General features: G+C 63.9%; 23 protein-coding genes. 12 read left to right on the forward strand and 11 right to left on the reverse strand.

Annotated elements, in window-relative coordinates; genetic code table 11:
* Positions 1–4: 4 nt before the first annotated feature.
* The gene (locus QZ755_RS10910; RefSeq protein WP_294322721.1) at positions 5–586 is read right to left on the reverse strand and encodes a TetR/AcrR family transcriptional regulator; all 582 of its coding nucleotides are present in this window, start codon (positions 584–586) and stop codon (positions 5–7) included.
* A 425-nt stretch (positions 587–1,011) separates the two neighbouring features.
* Here QZ755_RS10910 and QZ755_RS10915 point away from each other — a divergent pair, with 425 nt between their 5' ends.
* Both QZ755_RS10915 and purC read left to right on the forward strand, forming a co-directional pair.
* Positions 1,012–1,818, forward strand: a complete 807-nt coding sequence (locus tag QZ755_RS10915; protein ID WP_294322723.1) for a hypothetical protein — start codon at positions 1,012–1,014, stop codon at positions 1,816–1,818.
* A 94-nt stretch (positions 1,819–1,912) separates the two neighbouring features.
* Positions 1,913–2,692 carry a phosphoribosylaminoimidazolesuccinocarboxamide synthase gene (gene purC / locus QZ755_RS10920; RefSeq protein WP_055755990.1) on the forward strand — a complete coding sequence of 260 codons (780 nt, stop codon included), beginning with the start codon at positions 1,913–1,915 and terminating at the stop codon, positions 2,690–2,692.
* A 63-nt stretch (positions 2,693–2,755) separates the two neighbouring features.
* On the opposite strand, the gene QZ755_RS10925 is transcribed toward purC, so the two are convergent.
* The 4 genes from QZ755_RS10925 to QZ755_RS10940 are packed head-to-tail and all read right to left on the reverse strand — an operon-like array spanning position 2,756 to position 6,182.
* Entirely contained in the window at positions 2,756–4,558 is a 1,803-nt protein-coding gene (locus QZ755_RS10925; RefSeq protein ID WP_294322726.1) for an acyl-CoA dehydrogenase C-terminal domain-containing protein, read from the reverse strand.
* Between the two features lie 4 nt (positions 4,559–4,562).
* Positions 4,563–5,006, reverse strand: a complete 444-nt coding sequence (locus QZ755_RS10930; RefSeq protein WP_294322727.1) for a MerR family DNA-binding transcriptional regulator — start codon at positions 5,004–5,006, stop codon at positions 4,563–4,565.
* 32 nt (positions 5,007–5,038) lie between these two features.
* Entirely contained in the window at positions 5,039–5,503 is a 465-nt protein-coding gene (locus QZ755_RS10935; RefSeq protein WP_294322728.1) for a histidine kinase, read from the reverse strand.
* 40 nt (positions 5,504–5,543) lie between these two features.
* Complete coding sequence (locus tag QZ755_RS10940) at positions 5,544–6,182, reverse strand: squalene/phytoene synthase family protein (protein ID WP_294322729.1); 639 nt, start codon at positions 6,180–6,182, stop codon at positions 5,544–5,546.
* Positions 6,183–6,292: 110 nt separating this feature from the next.
* Here QZ755_RS10940 and QZ755_RS10945 point away from each other — a divergent pair, with 110 nt between their 5' ends.
* From QZ755_RS10945 to QZ755_RS10955, 3 genes are read left to right on the forward strand one after another with little or no spacing between them, the layout of a single operon-like run.
* Entirely contained in the window at positions 6,293–8,287 is a 1,995-nt protein-coding gene (locus QZ755_RS10945) for a TadE/TadG family type IV pilus assembly protein (RefSeq protein WP_294322731.1), read from the forward strand.
* Positions 8,284–8,868, forward strand: coding sequence for a TadE/TadG family type IV pilus assembly protein (locus tag QZ755_RS10950; RefSeq protein ID WP_294322733.1), 585 nt, complete (start codon positions 8,284–8,286; stop codon positions 8,866–8,868). Before QZ755_RS10945 ends, QZ755_RS10950 begins: the two co-directional genes overlap by 4 nt.
* A 50-nt stretch (positions 8,869–8,918) precedes the next feature.
* On the forward strand, positions 8,919–9,533 hold the full coding sequence (locus QZ755_RS10955; RefSeq protein WP_294322778.1) for a histidine kinase: 615 nt from the start codon (positions 8,919–8,921) through the stop codon (positions 9,531–9,533).
* A gap of 180 nt (positions 9,534–9,713) precedes the next feature.
* Here the strand turns inward: QZ755_RS10955 and QZ755_RS10960 are convergent, their stop codons facing one another.
* The 3 genes from QZ755_RS10960 to QZ755_RS10970 all read right to left on the reverse strand — a co-directional run bounded on the left by QZ755_RS10960 (position 9,714) and on the right by QZ755_RS10970 (position 12,661).
* Positions 9,714–11,153, reverse strand: a complete 1,440-nt coding sequence (locus QZ755_RS10960; protein ID WP_294322735.1) for a pyruvate dehydrogenase complex E1 component subunit beta — start codon at positions 11,151–11,153, stop codon at positions 9,714–9,716.
* 1 nt (position 11,154) lies between these two features.
* Positions 11,155–12,204 carry a pyruvate dehydrogenase (acetyl-transferring) E1 component subunit alpha gene (pdhA, locus tag QZ755_RS10965; RefSeq protein ID WP_294322736.1) on the reverse strand — a complete coding sequence of 350 codons (1,050 nt, stop codon included), beginning with the start codon at positions 12,202–12,204 and terminating at the stop codon, positions 11,155–11,157.
* Between the two features lie 100 nt (positions 12,205–12,304).
* On the reverse strand, positions 12,305–12,661 hold the full coding sequence (locus QZ755_RS10970; RefSeq protein WP_294322739.1) for a septum formation initiator family protein: 357 nt from the start codon (positions 12,659–12,661) through the stop codon (positions 12,305–12,307).
* Between the two features lie 62 nt (positions 12,662–12,723).
* Here QZ755_RS10970 and QZ755_RS10975 point away from each other — a divergent pair, with 62 nt between their 5' ends.
* Together QZ755_RS10975 and QZ755_RS10980 are read left to right on the forward strand one after the other, a co-directional pair.
* Positions 12,724–13,092, forward strand: a complete 369-nt coding sequence (locus QZ755_RS10975; RefSeq protein WP_294322741.1) for a tRNA-binding protein — start codon at positions 12,724–12,726, stop codon at positions 13,090–13,092.
* 113 nt (positions 13,093–13,205) lie between these two features.
* A complete protein-coding gene (locus QZ755_RS10980) occupies positions 13,206–13,928 on the forward strand; it encodes a hypothetical protein (protein ID WP_294322742.1) in 723 nt (240 codons plus the stop codon).
* A gap of 76 nt (positions 13,929–14,004) precedes the next feature.
* Here QZ755_RS10980 and eno read toward each other — a convergent pair whose 3' ends face one another.
* Entirely contained in the window at positions 14,005–15,279 is a 1,275-nt protein-coding gene (gene eno / locus QZ755_RS10985) for a phosphopyruvate hydratase (protein ID WP_294322743.1), read from the reverse strand.
* A gap of 143 nt (positions 15,280–15,422) precedes the next feature.
* On the opposite strand from eno, the gene QZ755_RS10990 reads away from it, so the two are divergent.
* From QZ755_RS10990 to QZ755_RS11010, 5 genes are all read left to right on the forward strand, one after another.
* A complete protein-coding gene (locus QZ755_RS10990) occupies positions 15,423–15,917 on the forward strand; it encodes a hypothetical protein (protein ID WP_294322744.1) in 495 nt (164 codons plus the stop codon).
* Positions 15,918–15,925: 8 nt separating this feature from the next.
* The gene (locus QZ755_RS10995) at positions 15,926–16,261 is read left to right on the forward strand and encodes a phage holin family protein (RefSeq protein WP_294322745.1); all 336 of its coding nucleotides are present in this window, start codon (positions 15,926–15,928) and stop codon (positions 16,259–16,261) included.
* Positions 16,258–16,563 carry a hypothetical protein gene (locus tag QZ755_RS11000; RefSeq protein WP_294322746.1) on the forward strand — a complete coding sequence of 102 codons (306 nt, stop codon included), beginning with the start codon at positions 16,258–16,260 and terminating at the stop codon, positions 16,561–16,563. The genes QZ755_RS10995 and QZ755_RS11000 overlap by 4 nt, the downstream gene beginning before the upstream one ends.
* Positions 16,564–16,567: 4 nt before the next feature.
* Positions 16,568–17,017, forward strand: a complete 450-nt coding sequence (locus QZ755_RS11005; RefSeq protein WP_294322747.1) for a hypothetical protein — start codon at positions 16,568–16,570, stop codon at positions 17,015–17,017.
* Positions 17,018–17,108: 91 nt separating this feature from the next.
* Positions 17,109–17,330, forward strand: a complete 222-nt coding sequence (locus QZ755_RS11010) for a DUF4170 domain-containing protein (protein WP_066687371.1) — start codon at positions 17,109–17,111, stop codon at positions 17,328–17,330.
* 171 nt (positions 17,331–17,501) lie between these two features.
* On the opposite strand, the gene QZ755_RS11015 is transcribed toward QZ755_RS11010, so the two are convergent.
* Together QZ755_RS11015 and greA are read right to left on the reverse strand one after the other, a co-directional pair.
* Complete coding sequence (locus QZ755_RS11015; RefSeq protein WP_294322748.1) at positions 17,502–18,158, reverse strand: rhomboid family intramembrane serine protease; 657 nt, start codon at positions 18,156–18,158, stop codon at positions 17,502–17,504.
* Between the two features lie 6 nt (positions 18,159–18,164).
* Positions 18,165–18,641, reverse strand: coding sequence for a transcription elongation factor GreA (greA, locus tag QZ755_RS11020; RefSeq protein WP_066687369.1), 477 nt, complete (start codon positions 18,639–18,641; stop codon positions 18,165–18,167).
* Positions 18,642–18,699 lie beyond the last annotated feature (58 nt).

Raw genomic sequence — 18,699 nt, forward strand, 5'->3', positions numbered from 1 at the left:
GGGATCAGGCGGCCTGTCGCCCCGACTCCACCGGTGCCGAGGGAAGTTTTCCATCGCACAACGCCCACACATCAGCCACGATCGAGCGCCATTCGTCCCCCTCCATATCGACCAGCCCGAACAGGCGCATCAGGAACGCGCCCTCCATCGCCACGAAGGCAAGGCGCAGCCAGCGGCCCTCGTCGGTCGAAACGTCGATCGCATCCATGCGGTTGCGATACCACCGCCGCACCTGCACCATGTGCTGCGGCGAATTGAGCAGCGACACCAGCAGGGTCGGCGCGCCGCGCTTCGACCGATCGTCATAGTTCGCGCCATAGGCAAGATGAGCACGGATGCGCGAAGCCTCGTCGTCGGGCACCGCGCCCAACTCGATCATATGCTCGGCATATTCCTGCTGCCAGCGTTCGAACATCGCCGCGATCAGCGATTCCTTGCTGCGAAAGCTGTACTGTACCCCGCCATTGGTGATGCCCATCCTTTCGGCCACCGCCGCGATGGTCAGGCCCGCCGGACCCTTTTCCATGGTCACCGCTTCGGCGGCATCCAACAGCTTGTCACGCTCGATCGTACGAATTCTACCCACGGTCCACGCCCCCTGTCGCCGTCCGATCGACGGCGCTGCCCTTCCCTAATGTCCCTTTAACCAACCATCCGACGACACACAATTTTATTATACGATATTACTGTTCTAGCGATCATTTCCGACAGCCTGTTGCAAATTTGACGGAATGCCGCGGTCGGGCAAGTGAATTTCGTCTTGAATTTCGATGGTTTGGGTCGAACGGAGCGGGCGGACCTCCCGAACCGGCTCGACCGTTCCCGATCCCACGCCTGACGTCCGACTGCGCGGACCGTCACCGTCGTTGCCCGGTCGAGCAATCCGATGGTGATCGAGCGACACGGCAAGGACATGACGAATTTCGGCCGAATGGCACGCTGTTTCCAAACCCATTGACCACCTGCCCCATAATTGCCACATTTACGCCACAATCAAGGCAAAGGTGGCGTATGCGATACCATGTCCCTGCTCTGGCCCTGCTGATCCTCGCCGGATGCAGCAAGGCACCCAGCGATGCGCCCGATAGTGCCGCACCGGGAGTCGATGTCACTGCCGCGCCGGGCGTTGCGTTCAGCTACCGCTATAGTTTCCGCCTGCCTGCCGCCCGGATCGCGGCGGTACAGGAGGCCCATGCCGCCGCGTGCGAACGGCTGGGCATCGCGCGCTGCCGGATCACCGCAATGCGCTACAGCCGGAGCGAGGATAACGACATTTCGGCGACGCTGGGCTTCTCGCTCGCCCCCGACCTCGCCCGCAGCTTCGGTCGGAACAGCATTCGCGGGGTCGAGGCCGCCGACGGGATGCTGCTCGATTCCGAAATCACCGGCGAGGACGCAGGCGCCAGGATCGACCAGCTTGCCCAGGCGCGCGACGCTGCCGCCGCCGACCGGGCCGCGATCGATGCGCGCAGCGGCACCGCGACCCGCGAAGGCCGCGCCGAACTGGAACGGCAACGCGCCACCGCCGCCGGATCGGAACGCGATGCCGCCACCGCGATTACCGAACAGCGCGCCGCACTGGCGGCGACGCCCGTCGTGTTCGACTATCGCTCCGGTCAGGCGATCCGCGGATTCGATCCCGCATCGCCCTTCACCCGCGCCGCCGATTTATCGGTCGCCTCGGCACGCTGGACGATCAGCACGGCGTTCGCGCTGATCGGCCTTGCCCTCCCGCCGTTAGCCCTGGCGCTGCTTGCCGTGCTGCTCTGGCGCCGCGTCCGGCATCTATGGCCCATGCGGGCGCCGAGCGCGGGCTGATTGCGCACCGCCGCCCCTTCCGCTATGCGGCGGCTTTCCGCAGGGGGCCGGACCCGCAAGCTCTGGCCCATGCCGTTTCGTTGAAGGGAATCGCATGGCTCGCCGCCGCCAGATCTACGAAGGCAAGGCAAAGATCCTCTATGAGGGTCCGGAACCGGGTACGCTGATCCAGTATTTCAAGGATGACGCCACCGCCTTCAATGCCCAGAAAAAGGGCACGATCAACGGCAAGGGCGTGTTGAACAACCGGATTTCCGAACATGTCTTCACGCTGCTCGGCAATATCGGCGTGCCGACCCATTTCATCCGCCGCCTGAACATGCGCGAGCAGCTGATCCGCCAGGTCGAGATCGTCCCGATCGAGGTCGTCGTGCGCAACGTCGCCGCCGGTTCGATCAGCAAGCGTCTGGGGATCGAAGAGGGACAGCAGCTCCCACGCACGATCATCGAATATTATTACAAGGACGATGCGCTCGGCGATCCGATGGTTTCGGACGAGCATATCCTGTGCTTCGGCTGGGCCGCGCAGGACGAACTGCACGAGATGGCCGACATGGCGATCCGCGTGAACGATTTCCTGTCGGGCATGTTCGCGGCGATCAACATCCGGCTGGTCGACTTCAAGCTCGAATTCGGCCGCATCTGGGACAATGATTTCAGCCGGATCATCCTTGCCGACGAGATCAGCCCCGACGGTTGCCGCCTGTGGGACATGACCACCAACGAAAAGCTCGACAAGGATCGCTTCCGCCGCGACCTGGGCGGTGAGGTCGAGGCGTATCAGGAAGTCGCACGGCGGCTGGGCCTGCTGCCCGAAGGCGCGGATTCGGCAGTGCTGGACCTCGAGACGCATCGCAAGAAGCGCGAGAAGTAACGGCTGACCAGGTCACGACGATGACGTACCCCGCGCAGGCGGGGGTACGTACTTCGAGATGAATTACCCGCGCGCGAACAGCGCCGGGTCGAGCGCCATGACCGAATCCGCCCCGCCCTCAATCTTGCGTCGCAGCGCGCTTGCATCGGGGATAATCCGCTCGGCATAGAAGCGCGCGGTCACTCGCTTGCCCTCGATGAACGCCGGATCGCCCTCGCCCGCCGCCGCCAGTGCTTCCGCCGCGGTCAGCATCCGCAGCCACATCAGGCCGGTCGCGACGATGCCCATGATGTGCATGTACGAATGCGCGCCCGCCCCGACATGGTTCGGGTTCTGCATCCCGTTGGCCATGAACCACATGGTCGCCGCCTGCAGATCCTTCAGCCCCCGCTCCAGCCGCTCGGCGAAATCGCGGGTCGCGTCCGATCCCTTGGCGGTCGCGATCTCCTCGCCCACGATGCGGAAGAAATGCTGGATCGCCCGGCCGCCATTCTGGGCCAGCTTGCGCCCGACCAGGTCCATCGCCTGCACGCCGTTGGTGCCTTCATAGATCATCGCGATCCGGGCATCGCGGACATATTGCTCCATGCCCCATTCGGCGATGTAGCCATGGCCGCCATAGACCTGCTGCGCATTGGTCGCCACGTCATAGCCCTTGTCGGTGCCGTAGCCCTTGATGACCGGGGTCAGCAGCGACACGAGGTCGTCGGCCAGCTCGCGCGCCGCCGCATCCTCCGACATGTGCGCCAGATCGACCTGCAGAGCGCCCCACAGGCACAGCGCGCGCAGCCCCTCGGTCAGGGTCTTGCCCTCCATCAGCATCCGGCGGACATCGGGATGGACGAACAGCGTATCGGCCCTTTCGCCCGGCTCCTTCGCGCCGATCAGCGCCCGCCCCTGCCGCCGGTCGCCGGCATAGATCACCGCATTCTGGTACGCGGTCTCCGCCACGCCCAGCCCCTGCAGGCCGACGCCGAGACGCGCAGCGTTCATCATGATGAACATCGCGGCGAGGCCCTTCATCTCCTCGCCGACCAGCCACCCCTTCGCCCCGTCATAGTTCATGACGCAGGTCGAATTGGCGTGGATGCCCATCTTATGCTCGATCGAGCCGCAAGTGACCGGGTTGCGAGCGCCCAGCGATCCGTCGTCGTTCACCAGGAACTTGGGCACGACGAACAGCGAAATCCCCTTCGAGCTTTCCGGCGCCCCTGGCGTTTTGGCAAGGACGAGGTGGATGATGTTTTCGGTGAGGTCATGTTCGCCCGACGAGATGAAGATCTTGGTCCCGGTAATGGCCCACGAGCCGTCGTCGTTCGGCACGGCGCGGGTCTTGATAAGGCCCAGGTCGGTGCCGCATTGGGGTTCGGTCAGGTTCATGGTGCCGCCCCATTCGCCCGACACCATCTTCGGCACGTACATCGCCTGCTGTTCCGGGCTGCCCTTCACCAGCAACGCGGCGATCGCGCCGTGGGTGAGGCCCGGATACATCGCGAACGCCATGTTGGCGGAAATCAGATATTCCTCGAACGCGGTGGCCACGACATGCGGCATCGCCTGCCCGCCGAACTGCTCCGGCGCCGACAACGTGCCCCAGCCCGACTCGACGAACTGGCGATAGGCATCCTTGAACCCCGCCGGCGTCGTCACACTGCCGTCGGCGTGGCGGGTGCACCCCTGCTGGTCGCCGGATGCGTTGAGCGGAAACAATACCTCTGCGACGAAGCGGCCGCCCTCTTCCAGTACCGCCTCGACGGTATCGGGCGTGGCATTGGCGAAGCCGGGCAACGCCGCATGGTCACCGATCTTCAGCACATGGTCGAGGATGAAGCGGGTGTCGCGAACCGGCGGGATATAGCTAGGCATGGGGTCAATCCTTCTCCAGAACAGCGCCCTCTTGCGGGGCGCTCTGATGGGGTAAAGCCGCGATCGTCGCCACGAAGTCGCCCAGTTCGGCGATCGCGGCGTCGATGTCGCGGCGCTGGTTTTCGAGCAGGGCGATCCGGTCACGGCATTTCTGCATCGTCACCTGCCGCTGCACGACCCGGCCGTCGCCGATGTCGTACAGGTCGATCATCTCGCGAATGTCGGCCAGGCTGAACCCGACGCGCTTGCCGCGCAGGATCCACGCCAACCGCGCGCGATCCCGCTGCGAATAGATGCGGGCGAGGCCACGCCGCTCCGGCGCGATCAGCCCTTCATCCTCATAAAAGCGCAGCGCCCGCGCAGTGACACCGAATTCGTTGCACAGGTCGGTGATCGAGAAGCGGTCTGCCTCGTTCGACTCGACGGTCAGGGCGGGGGATGCTGCCATGCCGCCCAAGCTAGTTTACGTTGACGTGAACGTCAACCATCCTCAGCCGGTGCGGCGGCAGGCGGACATTCGACCCGACGGGCGGGTTTGCGCTTCACCGCCGTCGTCGCGAACTCACCGGCGTCCAGCGCGCCATCGCGCCCCTTGTCGGCGGTCGCGAACTTCGTCGCGGTCTTGGCAGCCCATTCGTCGAAATTCAGCCGCCCGTCGCCATTAGTGTCGAGCTTGGCATAGGCTTTCCGCCGCGACGCCAGATATTCGTCGCGGGTGATGCGGCCATCGCGATCCTTGTCGTAACGGTCGAACCGCTTCTGTTCGCGGGTGCGCGGGGTCGCGGCGGGGGGATCATCGGCCAGTGGCACCTCCGCTTCCGCAGCGACCGTCGCCGCGCGCGGTGGGGGCGGCAGCGCCTCCGTCGCGGCATCGCTGCGGAACAGGAACAATCCCGCCGCGACCAACGCCAGCGCCGACCCCACCCCTGCCAAGAATCGCCACATCGCCTGCTCCCCCTTTGCCTGTCCCGTTACACGCCAGCGCTCACCGCCCGGCAAGCCCGAACCACATCAGGCGCGCCGCACGCTTCGGACCGCCCTGCGGCACACCGGCCAGTTCCAGCCGGGCCGACAGGGCCAGTATCCCCAGCGACCGCGCCACGCCGCCCAGCGATCCCGCAAGCGCCGCGCCCGCCAGCACGTCGGCCCGCGCGGCGACCGCGGGGTCGCTCTGATGCCGGGCAAGGTCGAACAACGCCCATCCGCGCCCCAATCGTTCGGCCACTATCGCGTCGCCGCCCAGCAATTGCGCCGCCAGGGCAAACAACCGCCCGCCCCGCTCCGCCGCAAAGCGTTCGAGCGCGGTGTCGTCCAATGCCTCTTCCTCGATCAGCACGTCCCAGCCATCGACGATGCTCGCCAATGCCTTACCGCTTCCCCCCCGCGGCAGGACATCTTCGGCCAGCGCCTCCAGCACCGGCATCGCGGGCGGGACGGCGGTATCCAGCTTCGACAGCTGTTCGCGCCACCACGCCAGCCGGATCTGTCCCAGCGCCGGCTGGGTCGTCGACCGCACGACATCGCCCAGCGCCGAATCTAGCGCGAGCAAGGCGGACAGCGCGGCGCGACGGCCGTCATCGGGGGCATAGGCCAGCGCAAGGCCGCGTTCGGGATCATGGTGCATTGCCGCGATCAGCCCGCGTCTTAAACTTCCGTCAACCCCGATCAGGCATGAAAGCCTGTGATATGCGCAGGGTGCGACTCCTGTGCCATGGCAGATGGACTGGGCGGGGCATGAACGGATCGGCGGGCGGGCAGCACAAGGTACAGGCCGGGGGTATCCTCAGCCGGCTGGCGCGCGACCGTCGCGGCAACACGCTGGCGATGATGGCCATCGCGCTGGTGCCGCTGGTCGGTATCGCCGGATCGGCGATCGACACCGCGCGCGTCTATTATGTGAAAGTGCGGTTGCAGCAGGCGTGCGACGCGGGCGTGCTGGCTGGCCGGAAGACGATGGACGGCACCGATTTCAATACGGACGCCTATCAACAGGCCCAAGCGTTCTTCGGCAACAACTTCAAGACCGGGATGCTGGGATCGCAACCGCCGTCGTTCGTACCGGTAAAGACTACCGAGAACCAGGTTGCCGGCACCGCATCGGTAGTAGTCCCGATGACGTTGACGAAGATGATGGGGATGGCGCCGGTCACCTTGAACGTCGTATGCGAAGCCAAGCTGGAGATACCAAATCTCGATGTAATGTTCGTTCTCGATACCACCGGGTCGATGACCGACACCAATCCGGGTGACCTGCAGAATAAGATTACATCGTTGCGCAGTTCAGTACTGAACTTCTACGACACGGTAGAAGCCGCGAAACGGACCGGTACGCAGGTTCGATATGGCTTCGTTCCCTACTCGAGCAACGTGAACGTCGGCATGTTGTTGAAGCCGGAGTGGATGGTCGATGAAGCGACCTATCAATCGCGAATCCCGGATACAACAACCACGTCGACATCGACGTCAACCGACAACAACGATTATGTTTACACCTATGGTTCGTGGGCCAAGATTGGCGGAACGGCAGTATCCACCACTTCCGCCGGCGCTCCGGAAAACTGCTTCGCACCAGCCAGTACGACCCGCACAGTGTCGACCTATACCGACTGGAGCAGCCCTTCTGGATCCGCGACCAGAACCCTGACGCAGGTCATCAATGGAAAGGCATATTCGGCTCGTGTGACCAACGGCACATGCGTGATCACGACCACCGAATATAGCGACTATACGCAACGCCGCACAGAGACGCGCAGCCCCAATCCCAACAAGGGTAAGCAGACCACGACAACCTCGACGACATACTGGTGGAATTACCAGCCGGTTAAGGTCAATGTTTCGTCGTTGAAGGGAAGCGGCGCAACCATGGCCGGTGGCACGCTGCCGCCGCAGCAGATCGCGAACAATTTTGGGTACCGCAACGATATCACCTGGAACGCGGCGAACGCGTGTATCGAGGAACGGCAGACAGTCAAGCAGACTAGCTACACAACGATACCGACTGCCGCCTACGACCTTGATGTCGATATGGTGCCGACGTCTGATCCAGAAACTCGCTGGAAACCCTGGCTGCCCAAGATGATCTATGTGCGGAACAGCTTCACCGGTCTGACCAGCGCTTCCATCAATACCAACAATCAAGGCAGCAACTCGGGTACCAATCCGAGCTATCCGAACATCAACGATTTCAACAGCGCCTATAATGCGCCGTGTCCATCACCGGCTGCGAAGCTCGCCTCGTTGACCCGTTCGAAAGTAGAGTCTTATGTCAACGGACTGACGCCCGGTGGCTTCACCCATCACGATATCGGTTTTCTGTGGGGTACCCGCCTGCTGTCGCCGACCGGCCTGTTCGCTTCAGAAAACGCGTCCGCACCGAATGGCAGCGCCATTTCGCGGCACCTAATTTTCATGACGGACGGCGACACCGATACCAAACGCATATCCTATGATGCCTATGGACTGTCCGCGATCGATCAGCGCCGAACCAACGGCATGCCGACCGATACCGATCAGAACACGATCGTCGCGAATCGACTGTCAGCGCTTTGCACGGTAGCCAAACGCAAGAACATCACCGTGTGGGTGATCGCGTTCGGTACTTCGCTAAGCCAAATGCTGTCCGATTGCGCCAGCGACGGTCGATCGTTCCAGGCGAACAACGCTGCGCAGTTGAACCAGACGTTCAGCAACATCGCAGCACAGATCGCCAAGCTTCGGGTTTCCCGATGATCCGGAGGATTGCATCAGATCGCCGTGGCGCGACGATTATCGAATTCACCCTGATAGCACCCGTGATGCTCTTACTGCTGATGGGCCTGTTCGACTTGTGCTATCGCTCCTACGCGCAGTCGATCCTGAACGGCGCAGTCCAGTTGGCAGGACGTCGTGCCACACTGGAGGGTAATGCCTCCGGAACCTCGACCGCCGCAATCGACAACGTCGTCGTCTCGCAGGTACGCGTGATTGCGAAGGGTCTGCGCTGGGAAAGCAGCCGACAGCACTACCAGGCATTCGGCGAAGTTCGCGGCGAACCGTTCGATGACAGTAACCACAACGGGCAATATGACGTCGGCGAGTGCTATTCCGATGTAAATGGAAATCGCAACTGGGACGCGAATCCCAGCCAAGATGGCCAAGGCGGCGCGAACGACATCACTCTTTATAGGATAAGCATAACCTATCCGCGGCTGTTTCCGCTGTACGGCCTTATGGGCCTACCCCCGGAACAGACCATTGAGGCGCAGACCTTGCTCAAGAACCAGCCCTATGGTGCGCAGTCAACGACTACTGCGGAGACGATATGCAGTTGACCTCCTACAAAATATTGCGACGAGTGCGTGACAATCGTCGCGGCGTGGCGATGCTCGAATTTGCTCTAGCATTGCCAGTCGTGCTGCCGATCGGCCTGTATGCCGCAGAACTTTGCAACTTTGGCGTTCGCCAGCTTCAACTGAGCCAGGCTGCACTGACGCTCGCCGACAACGGTTCACGTGTCGGCGTTGATACCAACATGGCAACGCAGCAAATACGCGAAGTTGATATCAACGATATCATCGAAGGAATACGGCTTCAGACGGCAGCGCTGCAACTTACGACGAATGGCCGTATTACAATCTCCAGCTTGGAGATGAAGAACGGGGAGCAATGGATACATTGGCAGCGCTGCGTCGGCTTAAAGCGTAATGCGGACTACGGTTCGAGCTATGGCAACGAGGGCGCAGGGGGAATCGCGGGAACTTCGTTCAAAGGGATGGGTGACGGGATGACAGTGAAGTCACCGCCCAATTCAGGCGTCATTTTCGTAGAAATAAACTACGATTACACTCCCCTTATCAGCAAGTATTTTGTCAGCGCGCGCAAGCTCAAACAGGTCGCGTCGTTCATCGTCCGAGATAATCGCGAATTTAGCTCGGGCATCACGAATCCGGTACCTGCTGTCACCGACCGCATGACCTGCGATCGCTTTACGACCTGACGATACGCCCAGCCGCTGCAGCAGGGTATACGTCGTCAGACAAACGCAGTTCCGTCAACCGCCGCCGCCCCTGACCAGCAGACAACAGCACCGGCCGAATAGCCGAAACGCAAAAATGGGGCAGGTATCGCATCTGCGCGATACCCGCCCCATCTGCTTCTGCCGTTCGGTACAGATGCCTTACTTGTAGGTCACCTTCCTCACCGCCGCGACGACCTTGTCGCTGGTGATGAGTGCCAGCTTTTCGAGGTTCGCGGCGTATGGCAGCGGCACGTCCTCGTTGGTGACGCGCAGCACCGGCGCGTCGAGGTCGTCGAAGCCCTGCTCCATCACCACCGCGGCGATTTCCGACGCGATCGAGCAGGTCGGCCAACCTTCCTCGACCACGACCAGGCGGTTGGTCTTCTTGAGCGACTTCAGCACCGTCTTGGTGTCGAGCGGGCGCAGCGTGCGCAGGTCGATGACCTCGGCATCGATGCCCTCGCCCGCCAGCTTCTCGGCAGCTTCGAGCGCCAAGCCCACGCCGATCGAATAGCTGACGATCGTCACGTCCTTGCCCGGCTTCATGATCCGCGCCTTGCCGATCGGCAGGACGAAATCGTCGAGCTTCGGCACGTCGAACGAACGGCCGTACATCAGTTCGTTTTCGAGGAAGACGACCGGGTCGGTCGAGCGGATCGCCGCCTTGAGCAGGCCCTTCGCATCGGCCGCGTCATACGGCGCGATCACGATCAGGCCGGGGACCGAAGCATACCACGGGCCATAGTTCTGCGAATGCTGCGCACCGACGCGGCTCGCCGCGCCGTTGGGACCGCGGAACACGATCGGGCAACGCATCTGGCCGCCGGACATGTAGTTGGTCTTGGCCGCCGAATTGATGATGTGGTCGATCGCCTGCATGGCGAAGTTGAACGTCATGAACTCGATGACCGGACGCAACCCGCCCATCGCTGCACCGGTGCCGATGCCGGCAAAGCCGTATTCGGTGATCGGCGTGTCGATGACGCGGCGGTCGCCGAACTCGGCGAGCAGGCCCTGCGTAACCTTGTACGCGCCCTGATATTCGGCGACTTCCTCGCCCATCACGAACACGCGGTCGTCGGCCCGCATTTCCTCGGCCATCGCATCGCGCAGCGCGTCGCGGACCGTGGTCTTGACCATTTCGGTACCAGCCGGGATTTCCGGGTCGGCTTCGCCTTCCTGGTCGGCGGCGTCGAACAGCTGGCGCGCGCCGGTTTCGGCGTGCTGCTGCGACGTGCCTTCCGGGGCCGGCGGGGCCTTGTCGTCGTTCTTCTCGTCGGCCTTGGGCGTCGCGGCGGCGGCATCACCGGCGCGCGCCTCGGTCGGCTGCGCCGACTTGGCGGCGTCGACGTCCTCGCCCTCGGCGGCAAGAATCGCGATGACCGCGCCGACCTTCACGTTATCGGTGCCCTCGGCGACCAGGATCTGGGCGATCGTGCCCTCGTCCACCGCTTCGAATTCCATCGTCGCCTTGTCGGTCTCGATCTCGGCCATGATGTCGCCCGACTTGACCGTGTCGCCTTCCTTGACGAGCCACTTGGCCAGCGTGCCTTCTTCCATCGTGGGCGACAGCGCCGGCATCTTCAGTTCGATCGGCATCTCAGTAGGTCTCCACCAGTACGTCGGTGTACAGTTCCTTGGCGTCCGGTTCCGGCGCGCTCTCGGCGAAGTCGGCGGCGGCGTTCACCACCTTGCGGATTTCGGCCTCGATCGCCTTCAGCTCGTCTTCCTGCACGCCCGCGGCGTTCAGCTCGCGCTTCAGCCCCTCGATCGGGTCCGAATTGTCGCGCATCGCCTGCACTTCGTCGCGGCTGCGATACTTGGCCGGATCGGACATCGAATGGCCGCGATAGCGATAGGTCTTCATCTCGAGGATGATCGGCCCCTTGCCCGCGCGCACCCATGCCAGCGCTTCCTCGGCGGCACCGCGGCACGCCAGCACGTCCATGCCGTCGACCTGGATACCCGGAATGCGGAAGCTCTCGCCGCGCTTGTACAGCTGGTCCTCAGCCGAGGCGCGATTGACGCTGGTGCCCATGGCGTACTGGTTGTTCTCGATCACGAAGATGATCGGGAGCTTCCACAGCTCGGCCATGTTGAACGATTCGTACACCTGGCCCTGGTTCGCGGCGCCATCGCCGAAATAAGCCATGCAGACGCCGCCGTCGTTCGCGTACTTGTGCCCGAACGCGAGACCCGCGCCCAGCGACACCTGCGCGCCGACGATGCCGTGGCCGCCATAGAATTTATGCTCGGTCGAGAACATGTGCATCGACCCGCCCTTGCCGCGGCTGATGCCGGCTTCCCGGCCCGTCAGCTCGGCCATGATGACCTTGGGATCGATGCCATAGGCGAGCATGTGGCCATGGTCGCGATAGCCGGTGATGACCGAATCCTTGCCGGATTCAAGAGCCGATTGCAGGCCGACCGCGACGGCTTCCTGGCCGATATAGAGGTGGCAGAAGCCACCGATCAGGCCGAGACCGTACAACTGCCCCGCCTTTTCTTCGAAACGACGGATCAGCAGCATTTCCTTGTAAAAGGAAAGCAGCTCTTCTTTCGACGCCTCGTACCGCTTTGGCTCCCCCGGCCGTTCGCGATTGGGAATGACGGGTTCGCTGGTGCGGCCTGGCGCCGGTGCTTTTGCCACGGTTCGGATGCCTCGTTCCTGAAAGGATGGGTTAGGAGCGCCGCCTATGGCGTGATTTCCGCCCCCGCGCAACCGAAGGGGGACGCCTTACGTACCGGAATCAGTCGTCCAGCCGGATTCCGCACCGCGTGCGCGCCGCCGCCTCACCCGTGATCGGCACGATGAATTCGTCCGGATGCGCGACGTTCAGCTTCCTGCGAACCAACTCGTCGACCATGTCCGGGTCGGCATGGCGCGGATCGAGCAGCTCGACCCGGTTGCGCAGATCGGCGCGCACCTTTTCCAGGCACGCATATTGCGCCTTCCGCACGCTCAATTTTCGCTGATAGTCGCGATACGCCAGCACCCCGTTCGGCCCCAGCACCGCATGATAGGCGAAGAAGCCCATGACGAGGATCACCAGCGCCGGCCAACCGGCACGCTTGAGCATCTGGCGAAGGGGGGAAGGACGCGGCATCGCGCGTATGTCGTGTATAGCCGGTTTCCACGCAAGCCGTCTGTGATGCAACCGGAGCCGATATGCACTTCCTCCATGATCCTAACCAGCTTACCGACCCGATCGATTTCGACACGTTCCTGAAGGTCGACATCCGCGTCGGCACGATCCTGTCGGCCGAACCCTATCCGGAGGCACGCAAGCCTGCGATCAAGCTGCTGATCGATTTCGGCCCCGCGATCGGCCGGAAACGGTCGAGCGCGCAGATCACCGAGCATTACGATCCGGCCGCGCTGGTCGGGCGACAGGTCGCGGCGGTCGTCAACTTCCCCCCGCGCCAGATCGGCAAGTTCGTGTCCGAAGTGCTGACATTGGGCTTCCCGGACGAGGCGGGCGCGGTCGTGCTGTTCGCGCCGGACCATAAGGTGCCGGATGGCGGGCGGCTATTCTGACGCCGATCGCCCTGACCCTGCAAGCGGCCCGGATCGGGCGCTGTCGGTTCAGGCGTCAGCCACATTGCGCCAGCGATCCTCGCGCCGAGGGAAACATACAGGGGGATGACAGGATGCGATTGGCGGTTGCGGCAATGGTTCTGCTGGGCGGATGCACGCTGGCGACAATGGACGGGTTCGACACCCTCGCCCCGGACGGGGAACGGGTTGAGATGACCGGCATTCCCGGCTGGCAGGACGGCAGCTTCCGCCTAGGCCATGCGGAGGGTCACGTCCGCCGCCGCGCCGTCGGCGCCACCCGCGAATGGCACGACGATCCGTGGGGCGACGTGACGCAGGCGGTAGTCGAACGGACCGGTACGCTGACCTTCGACCTGTCTGGTGCCGAGGCGGGCGGCCGGATCGAGGGACGATGCCGCTATGGCCGGGGCGAGGTGCAGCAGCATTTCGGCGGACTGTCGATCAGTGCGGTGGGTCACCCCCTGCGGTTCGCCTGCGCCTATCGAATCGACGGGCGGGATGCAGGCGGCATGGACCTGTCCGGTATCCGCCCGTCGGGACCGACCCTGGCCGAACCGCGCGCGGGCGTGGTCGAAATCGAGGGCACCGCGCTGGAGGTGACGTCGCACCACAGGATGACCGGCGGACAACAACCGCTCGAAGCGCCGATCGGCTATGTCCTGTCCGATGGTGATGGTCGCGTGGTGGGGGCGATCGAAACCAACGGCACCGGTACGCGGCGGTTGATCCTGCCCCGACCGGCGAAAGAACGGCGGACAGCCGTCGCCGCCCTGGTCACGCTCGCGCTGTTCTGGGATCCGGGCGACACCGATTGACGCGCGCCACCATCCGCCAATGCAAAGGGGGCGCCGGTTCGCACCGACGCCCCCTTCCGCTGCACGATGCGATCGATCAGCGCAGGATCGAACGACCCGCATAGCGCGCCGCGCCGGCCAGCTCTTCCTCGATCCGGATCAGCTGGTTGTACTTGGCAAGCCGGTCCGACCGCGCCAGCGACCCGGTCTTGATCTGGCCGCAGTTGGTCGCGACCGCGAGGTCGGCGATCGTCGAATCCTCGGTCTCGCCCGAACGGTGCGACATAACGGCGGTATAGCGGTTGCGCTGCGCTAGGTTCACCGCCTCCAGCGTCTCGCTCAGCGTACCGATCTGGTTGACCTTCACCAGCAGCGAGTTGGCGAGACCCTGCTCCAGCCCCATCGCCAGACGCTTCGGGTTGGTCACGAACAGATCGTCGCCGACCAGCTGGACCTTGTCGCCGATCTTGTCGGTCAGCGCCTTCCAGCCCTCGAAATCGTCCTCGCCCATGCCGTCCTCGATCGACAGGATCGGGTAGCGTGCGGCGAGATCGGCGAGATAGTCGGCCATTTCATGCGGGCTGAGCGACTTGCCCTCGCCGACCATTTCATAGCGACCGTTCTTGAAGAACTCGGTTGCGGCGCAGTCGAGCGCGAGCATGACGTCCTCGCCCGGCTTGTACCCGGCGCGCTCGATGCTCTGCATGATGAAGTCGAGCGCGTCGATCGTGCTGTTGAGCGCCGGGGCGAAGCCGCCTTCGTCGCCGACCGAGGTCGACAGGCCCTTTTCCGACAGGCCCTTCTTCAGCGTGTGGAAGATTTCCGAACCGCAACGGACCGCTTCGGCGATGCTGTCGGCACCGACCGGCATCACCATGAATTCCTGGAAATCGATCGGGTTGTCGGCATGTTCGCCGCCGTTGATGATGTTCATCATCGGCACCGGCAGCAGGTGCGCGGACACGCCGCCGACATAGCGATACAGCGGCAGGCCGCGCGCATCGGCCGCGGCCTTCGCGACCGCCAGGCTGACGCCCAGGATCGCGTTCGCGCCCAGGCGGCCCTTGTTCTCGGTGCCGTCCAGCTGGATCATCGCCTCGTCGATGTCGCCCTGGTCCTCGGCATCCATGCCCAGCACCGCTTCGGCGATGTCGCCGTTGACCGCCTCGACAGCGGTCAGCACGCCCTTGCCCAGATAGACCGACTTGTCGCCGTCCCGCTTCTCGACGGCTTCGTGCGCGCCGGTTGACGCGCCCGAAGGCACGGCGGCGCGGCCGAAGCTGCCGTCCTCCAGCAGCACGTCGACCTCAACGGTCGGGTTGCCGCGGCTGTCGAGGATCTGGCGGCCATGCACCTGAATGATTGCGGTCACGTAACGACTCCTTCTATGTCCGTGCGAACGGCTTGGTCGCGGTCCCTCTATCCATTCGTCCCGCGACCCGCAAATCCTCTGCGCAGGACGGAACCGCTCTTGTGCCGCATGGTTTTCCTACCGAAACGAAGAAAGGATTCGTTATGACCGACTTCAATCGGACCGGCACTTCGCCGACGACCAACGACAGCAGTGTCGTCCTCGATACCGACCTGCCGTCGACCAGCGGCACCACCACGGACACCGTTGGCAGCACCAAGCAGACGCTGAAGGACGAAGCATCGAAGCTGTCGGCCAAGGCGACCGACAAGGCACGCAGTCTCGCCGACGAAGGTAAGGCAAAGGCCACGGGTGCGCTGGACGAGTTCTCTAGGCTGATGGAAGACGCCGCCGGCACCGTCGATGAAAAGCTTGGCGAGCAGTACGGCCAGTACGCCCGCTCGGCCGCCAAGGCCATTTCGGGCTTCTCGGACGGCCTGCGCGGCAAGGAAGTCGAGGATCTGCTGGCCGATGCCGGCGATTTCGTGCGCAAGAGCCCGGCAATCGCGATCGGCACGGCCGCCGCGCTCGGCTTCGTGCTGGCGCGCATCGTGAAGGCCGGGGTCGACACCGACGCCACCCCGTCGGCCAAGGGCTGAGCCTGACCATGGGGGACGAGGGACTGGGAACGGTCGTCACCCGCGTTGTCGATGATGCCAAGGCCTATGCCCAGGCAGAGATCACGCTGTGGAAGACGGTGGCCAGCACGCGCGGATCGCAGGCCGGCATTGCCGCCGGCCTTGCGGTCGGTGCGATCGTCATCGCACTGTCGGCGGTGACGGCGCTGCTCGTCGGCGCGATCCTGTCGCTGCGGCCGGTCATGGGTCCGGGTTGGGCCACCTTGCTGGTGGTAGTGGTGGCATTCGCCGTTGCCGCCCTGCTGGGAAAAATGGCCCTGACCGGGTTCAAGCGGGTCACCGCCCCGATGGGAGACAAGCATTGATCCCGCCCTCGCTCGCCGCCGCGCAGGCCGATGTCCTCGTCAAGCGCGCCCGGCTAAAGGCCAGCCTGGCCGAGGCAAAGCATCGGCTGTCGCCAGCCACCATCGCCTCGGGCGTTGCCGACGATCTTCGCGACAAGGCGGAAGAAGGCGTCGCGGTCATTCGCGAACGACCCGGCGTAGCCGCCGGTGTCGCGACCGGAATCGTCGCGCTGCTCGCCCGCAGGCGGATCATAGGCCTGTTCCGCAAGGCTCCTCCACCCCCGCCGCCGCCCTTGCCCCCGACTGCCCCGACAAAGGAATAGCATCATGAGCGAACTCAAGACTGCCCCCACCGCGACCACCACCGGCACGATCGACACGATCAAGGACAAGGCGGCGACCGCCGCCCACGCGACCAGCGACGCAGCGCATGATGCGGCGCAACGCGCGTCGGAAGTCGCCCACGACGCTGCCAAGCGCGCATCCGACACGATCGAGGCCAACCCGCTCGCGGTCCTCGCCGGCGGCCTCGCGCTCGGTGCCGTCGTCGGCGCGCTGCTGCCGCGCACCGCGCAAGAATCGAAGACTCTGGCGCCGCTGGGCAAGAAGCTGGCGGCGGCGGCCACCGCCGCCGCCGCGACCGCCCGTGACGTCGGCAAGGAACAGCTCGCCGCAGCCCTGCCCAGCAAGGACGGCGCCAAGGAGCAGCTGCGCTCGGTGTTCTCGAACGTGGTGCAGGCCGCGACCGATAGCGGGAAAAGCGCTATCAAGGGCTGATCCATACCGCGGCACGAAAGTTATGGGTTGAAGGGTACGCTCCGTTCGCTATGCGACGGTGCGTATTCTTTTTTGCACTGCGGGAACGACCATGAGCAAACTTCACCTCGTCTTCGGCGGCCGCGTCTCCGATCCGCGCACGCTCGACTTCGCCGACCTCAAGGCGATCGACGTCGTCGGCATCTTTGGCGACTATGCCAGCGCCGAAAAGGCATGGCGCGCCGCAGCACAGCGGACGGTGGACGATGCCGAGATGAAATATGTGGTGGTCCATCTCCACCGCCTGCTCGAACCGGAACTGCCGGCGGCATAAGCGCGCCGCGCGTCAACGGATACCGTTCAGTTCGATCAGCTTCGAGCGAAGTCGGGAAGCGTCCGTCGAGAGGGGCTTGATCGGGACACCCCTTCTCGACTTCGATTCTCGACAAGCTCGAACAAAACGGGATGAGGTAGGTTAGCGAGCGGAAGCTGCGTCGGCCGAACGCTACGCCCGGCTCGCCTGCGAACGCCAGCGCCACAGCAACAGCGGCCGCAACAGCACCATCCCCGCGATAAACCCGCCGACATGCGCCGCGCCGGCAATCGGCATCTCACTGCCGGCACTCGACCAGCCGATGAACAGGTTCAGCGCGGTCCAGAAGACCCCAAGCCATATCGCATGGACGACATGCGCCGGAATCGGCCCTATCGCTTTGGCCTTGGTTCCACCGAACAGCAGCGCGTAGGCGCCGATCAGCGCCGAAATCGCACCGCTCGCTCCGATCATCGGCGCTGGCGAACTCGGTCCGGCCAGCCACTGCGCTGCGATCGACGCATAGGCACCGACCAGCAACAGCACCAATACGCCCCGCAGCCCCACCGCCCGCTGCGTCGGCGTACCCACGATCGCCAGGCTCAACAGGTTGAAGCCGAGATGCAGCCAGCCATCGTGGATGAACGCAGCAGTAATCGGCGTCAACCATACCGGCACGAACGGCGCAAACCCCTCGATCGACGCGACATCACTGGTCAATCGCAACGGCACGAAACCCGCTGCGATCGAAGCGCTCCACACACCGCCCGTCAGGATGATCCAACCGCTTAAAAAAGCGATCAGTCCGCCGATCGTCAGGATCGCCGGTGACGGCCGCCGTTCGAACATGGCGGTTTAGATGAACTCGATTTTCGAGATCTGGTAATAACGGTCGCCTGACGGCACCGTCACCTCGACATCGTCGTCGACCTTGCGCCCGATCAACGCGCGGCCCATCGGCGAGTTGTACGAGATACGACCCGACTTCGCGTCCGCCTCGGTCTGACCGACGATCTGGTAGGTGATCGCCTTGTCGTCCTCGTCCAGCAGCGTCACGGTCGCGCCGAACACCACCTTGTCGCCCGACAGGTCCTTCGGGTCGATGACCTGCGCGCGCGACAGCTTGTCCTCGATATCGGCGATCGACGCCTCGATCTGGCCCTGCCGTTCCTTCGCCGCATGATATTCGGCGTTTTCGGACAGGTCGCCATGCGCGCGGGCTTCCTCGATCGCGTCGATGATCTGCGGTCGTTCCACCTTCAGCTGCTTGAGGTGCGCCGTCAGGCGGTCATAGCCCTCCTGCAACATCGGCATCTTTTCGACCGTCGCCATCGCGCGCGCGTCCCTTTTTCTATCATTGCCCCCGCCACACGGACGAACCCGTCAAGGC

This window comes from uncultured Sphingomonas sp. (genome assembly GCF_913776855.1).
GTDB lineage: Bacteria > Pseudomonadota > Alphaproteobacteria > Sphingomonadales > Sphingomonadaceae > Sphingomonas.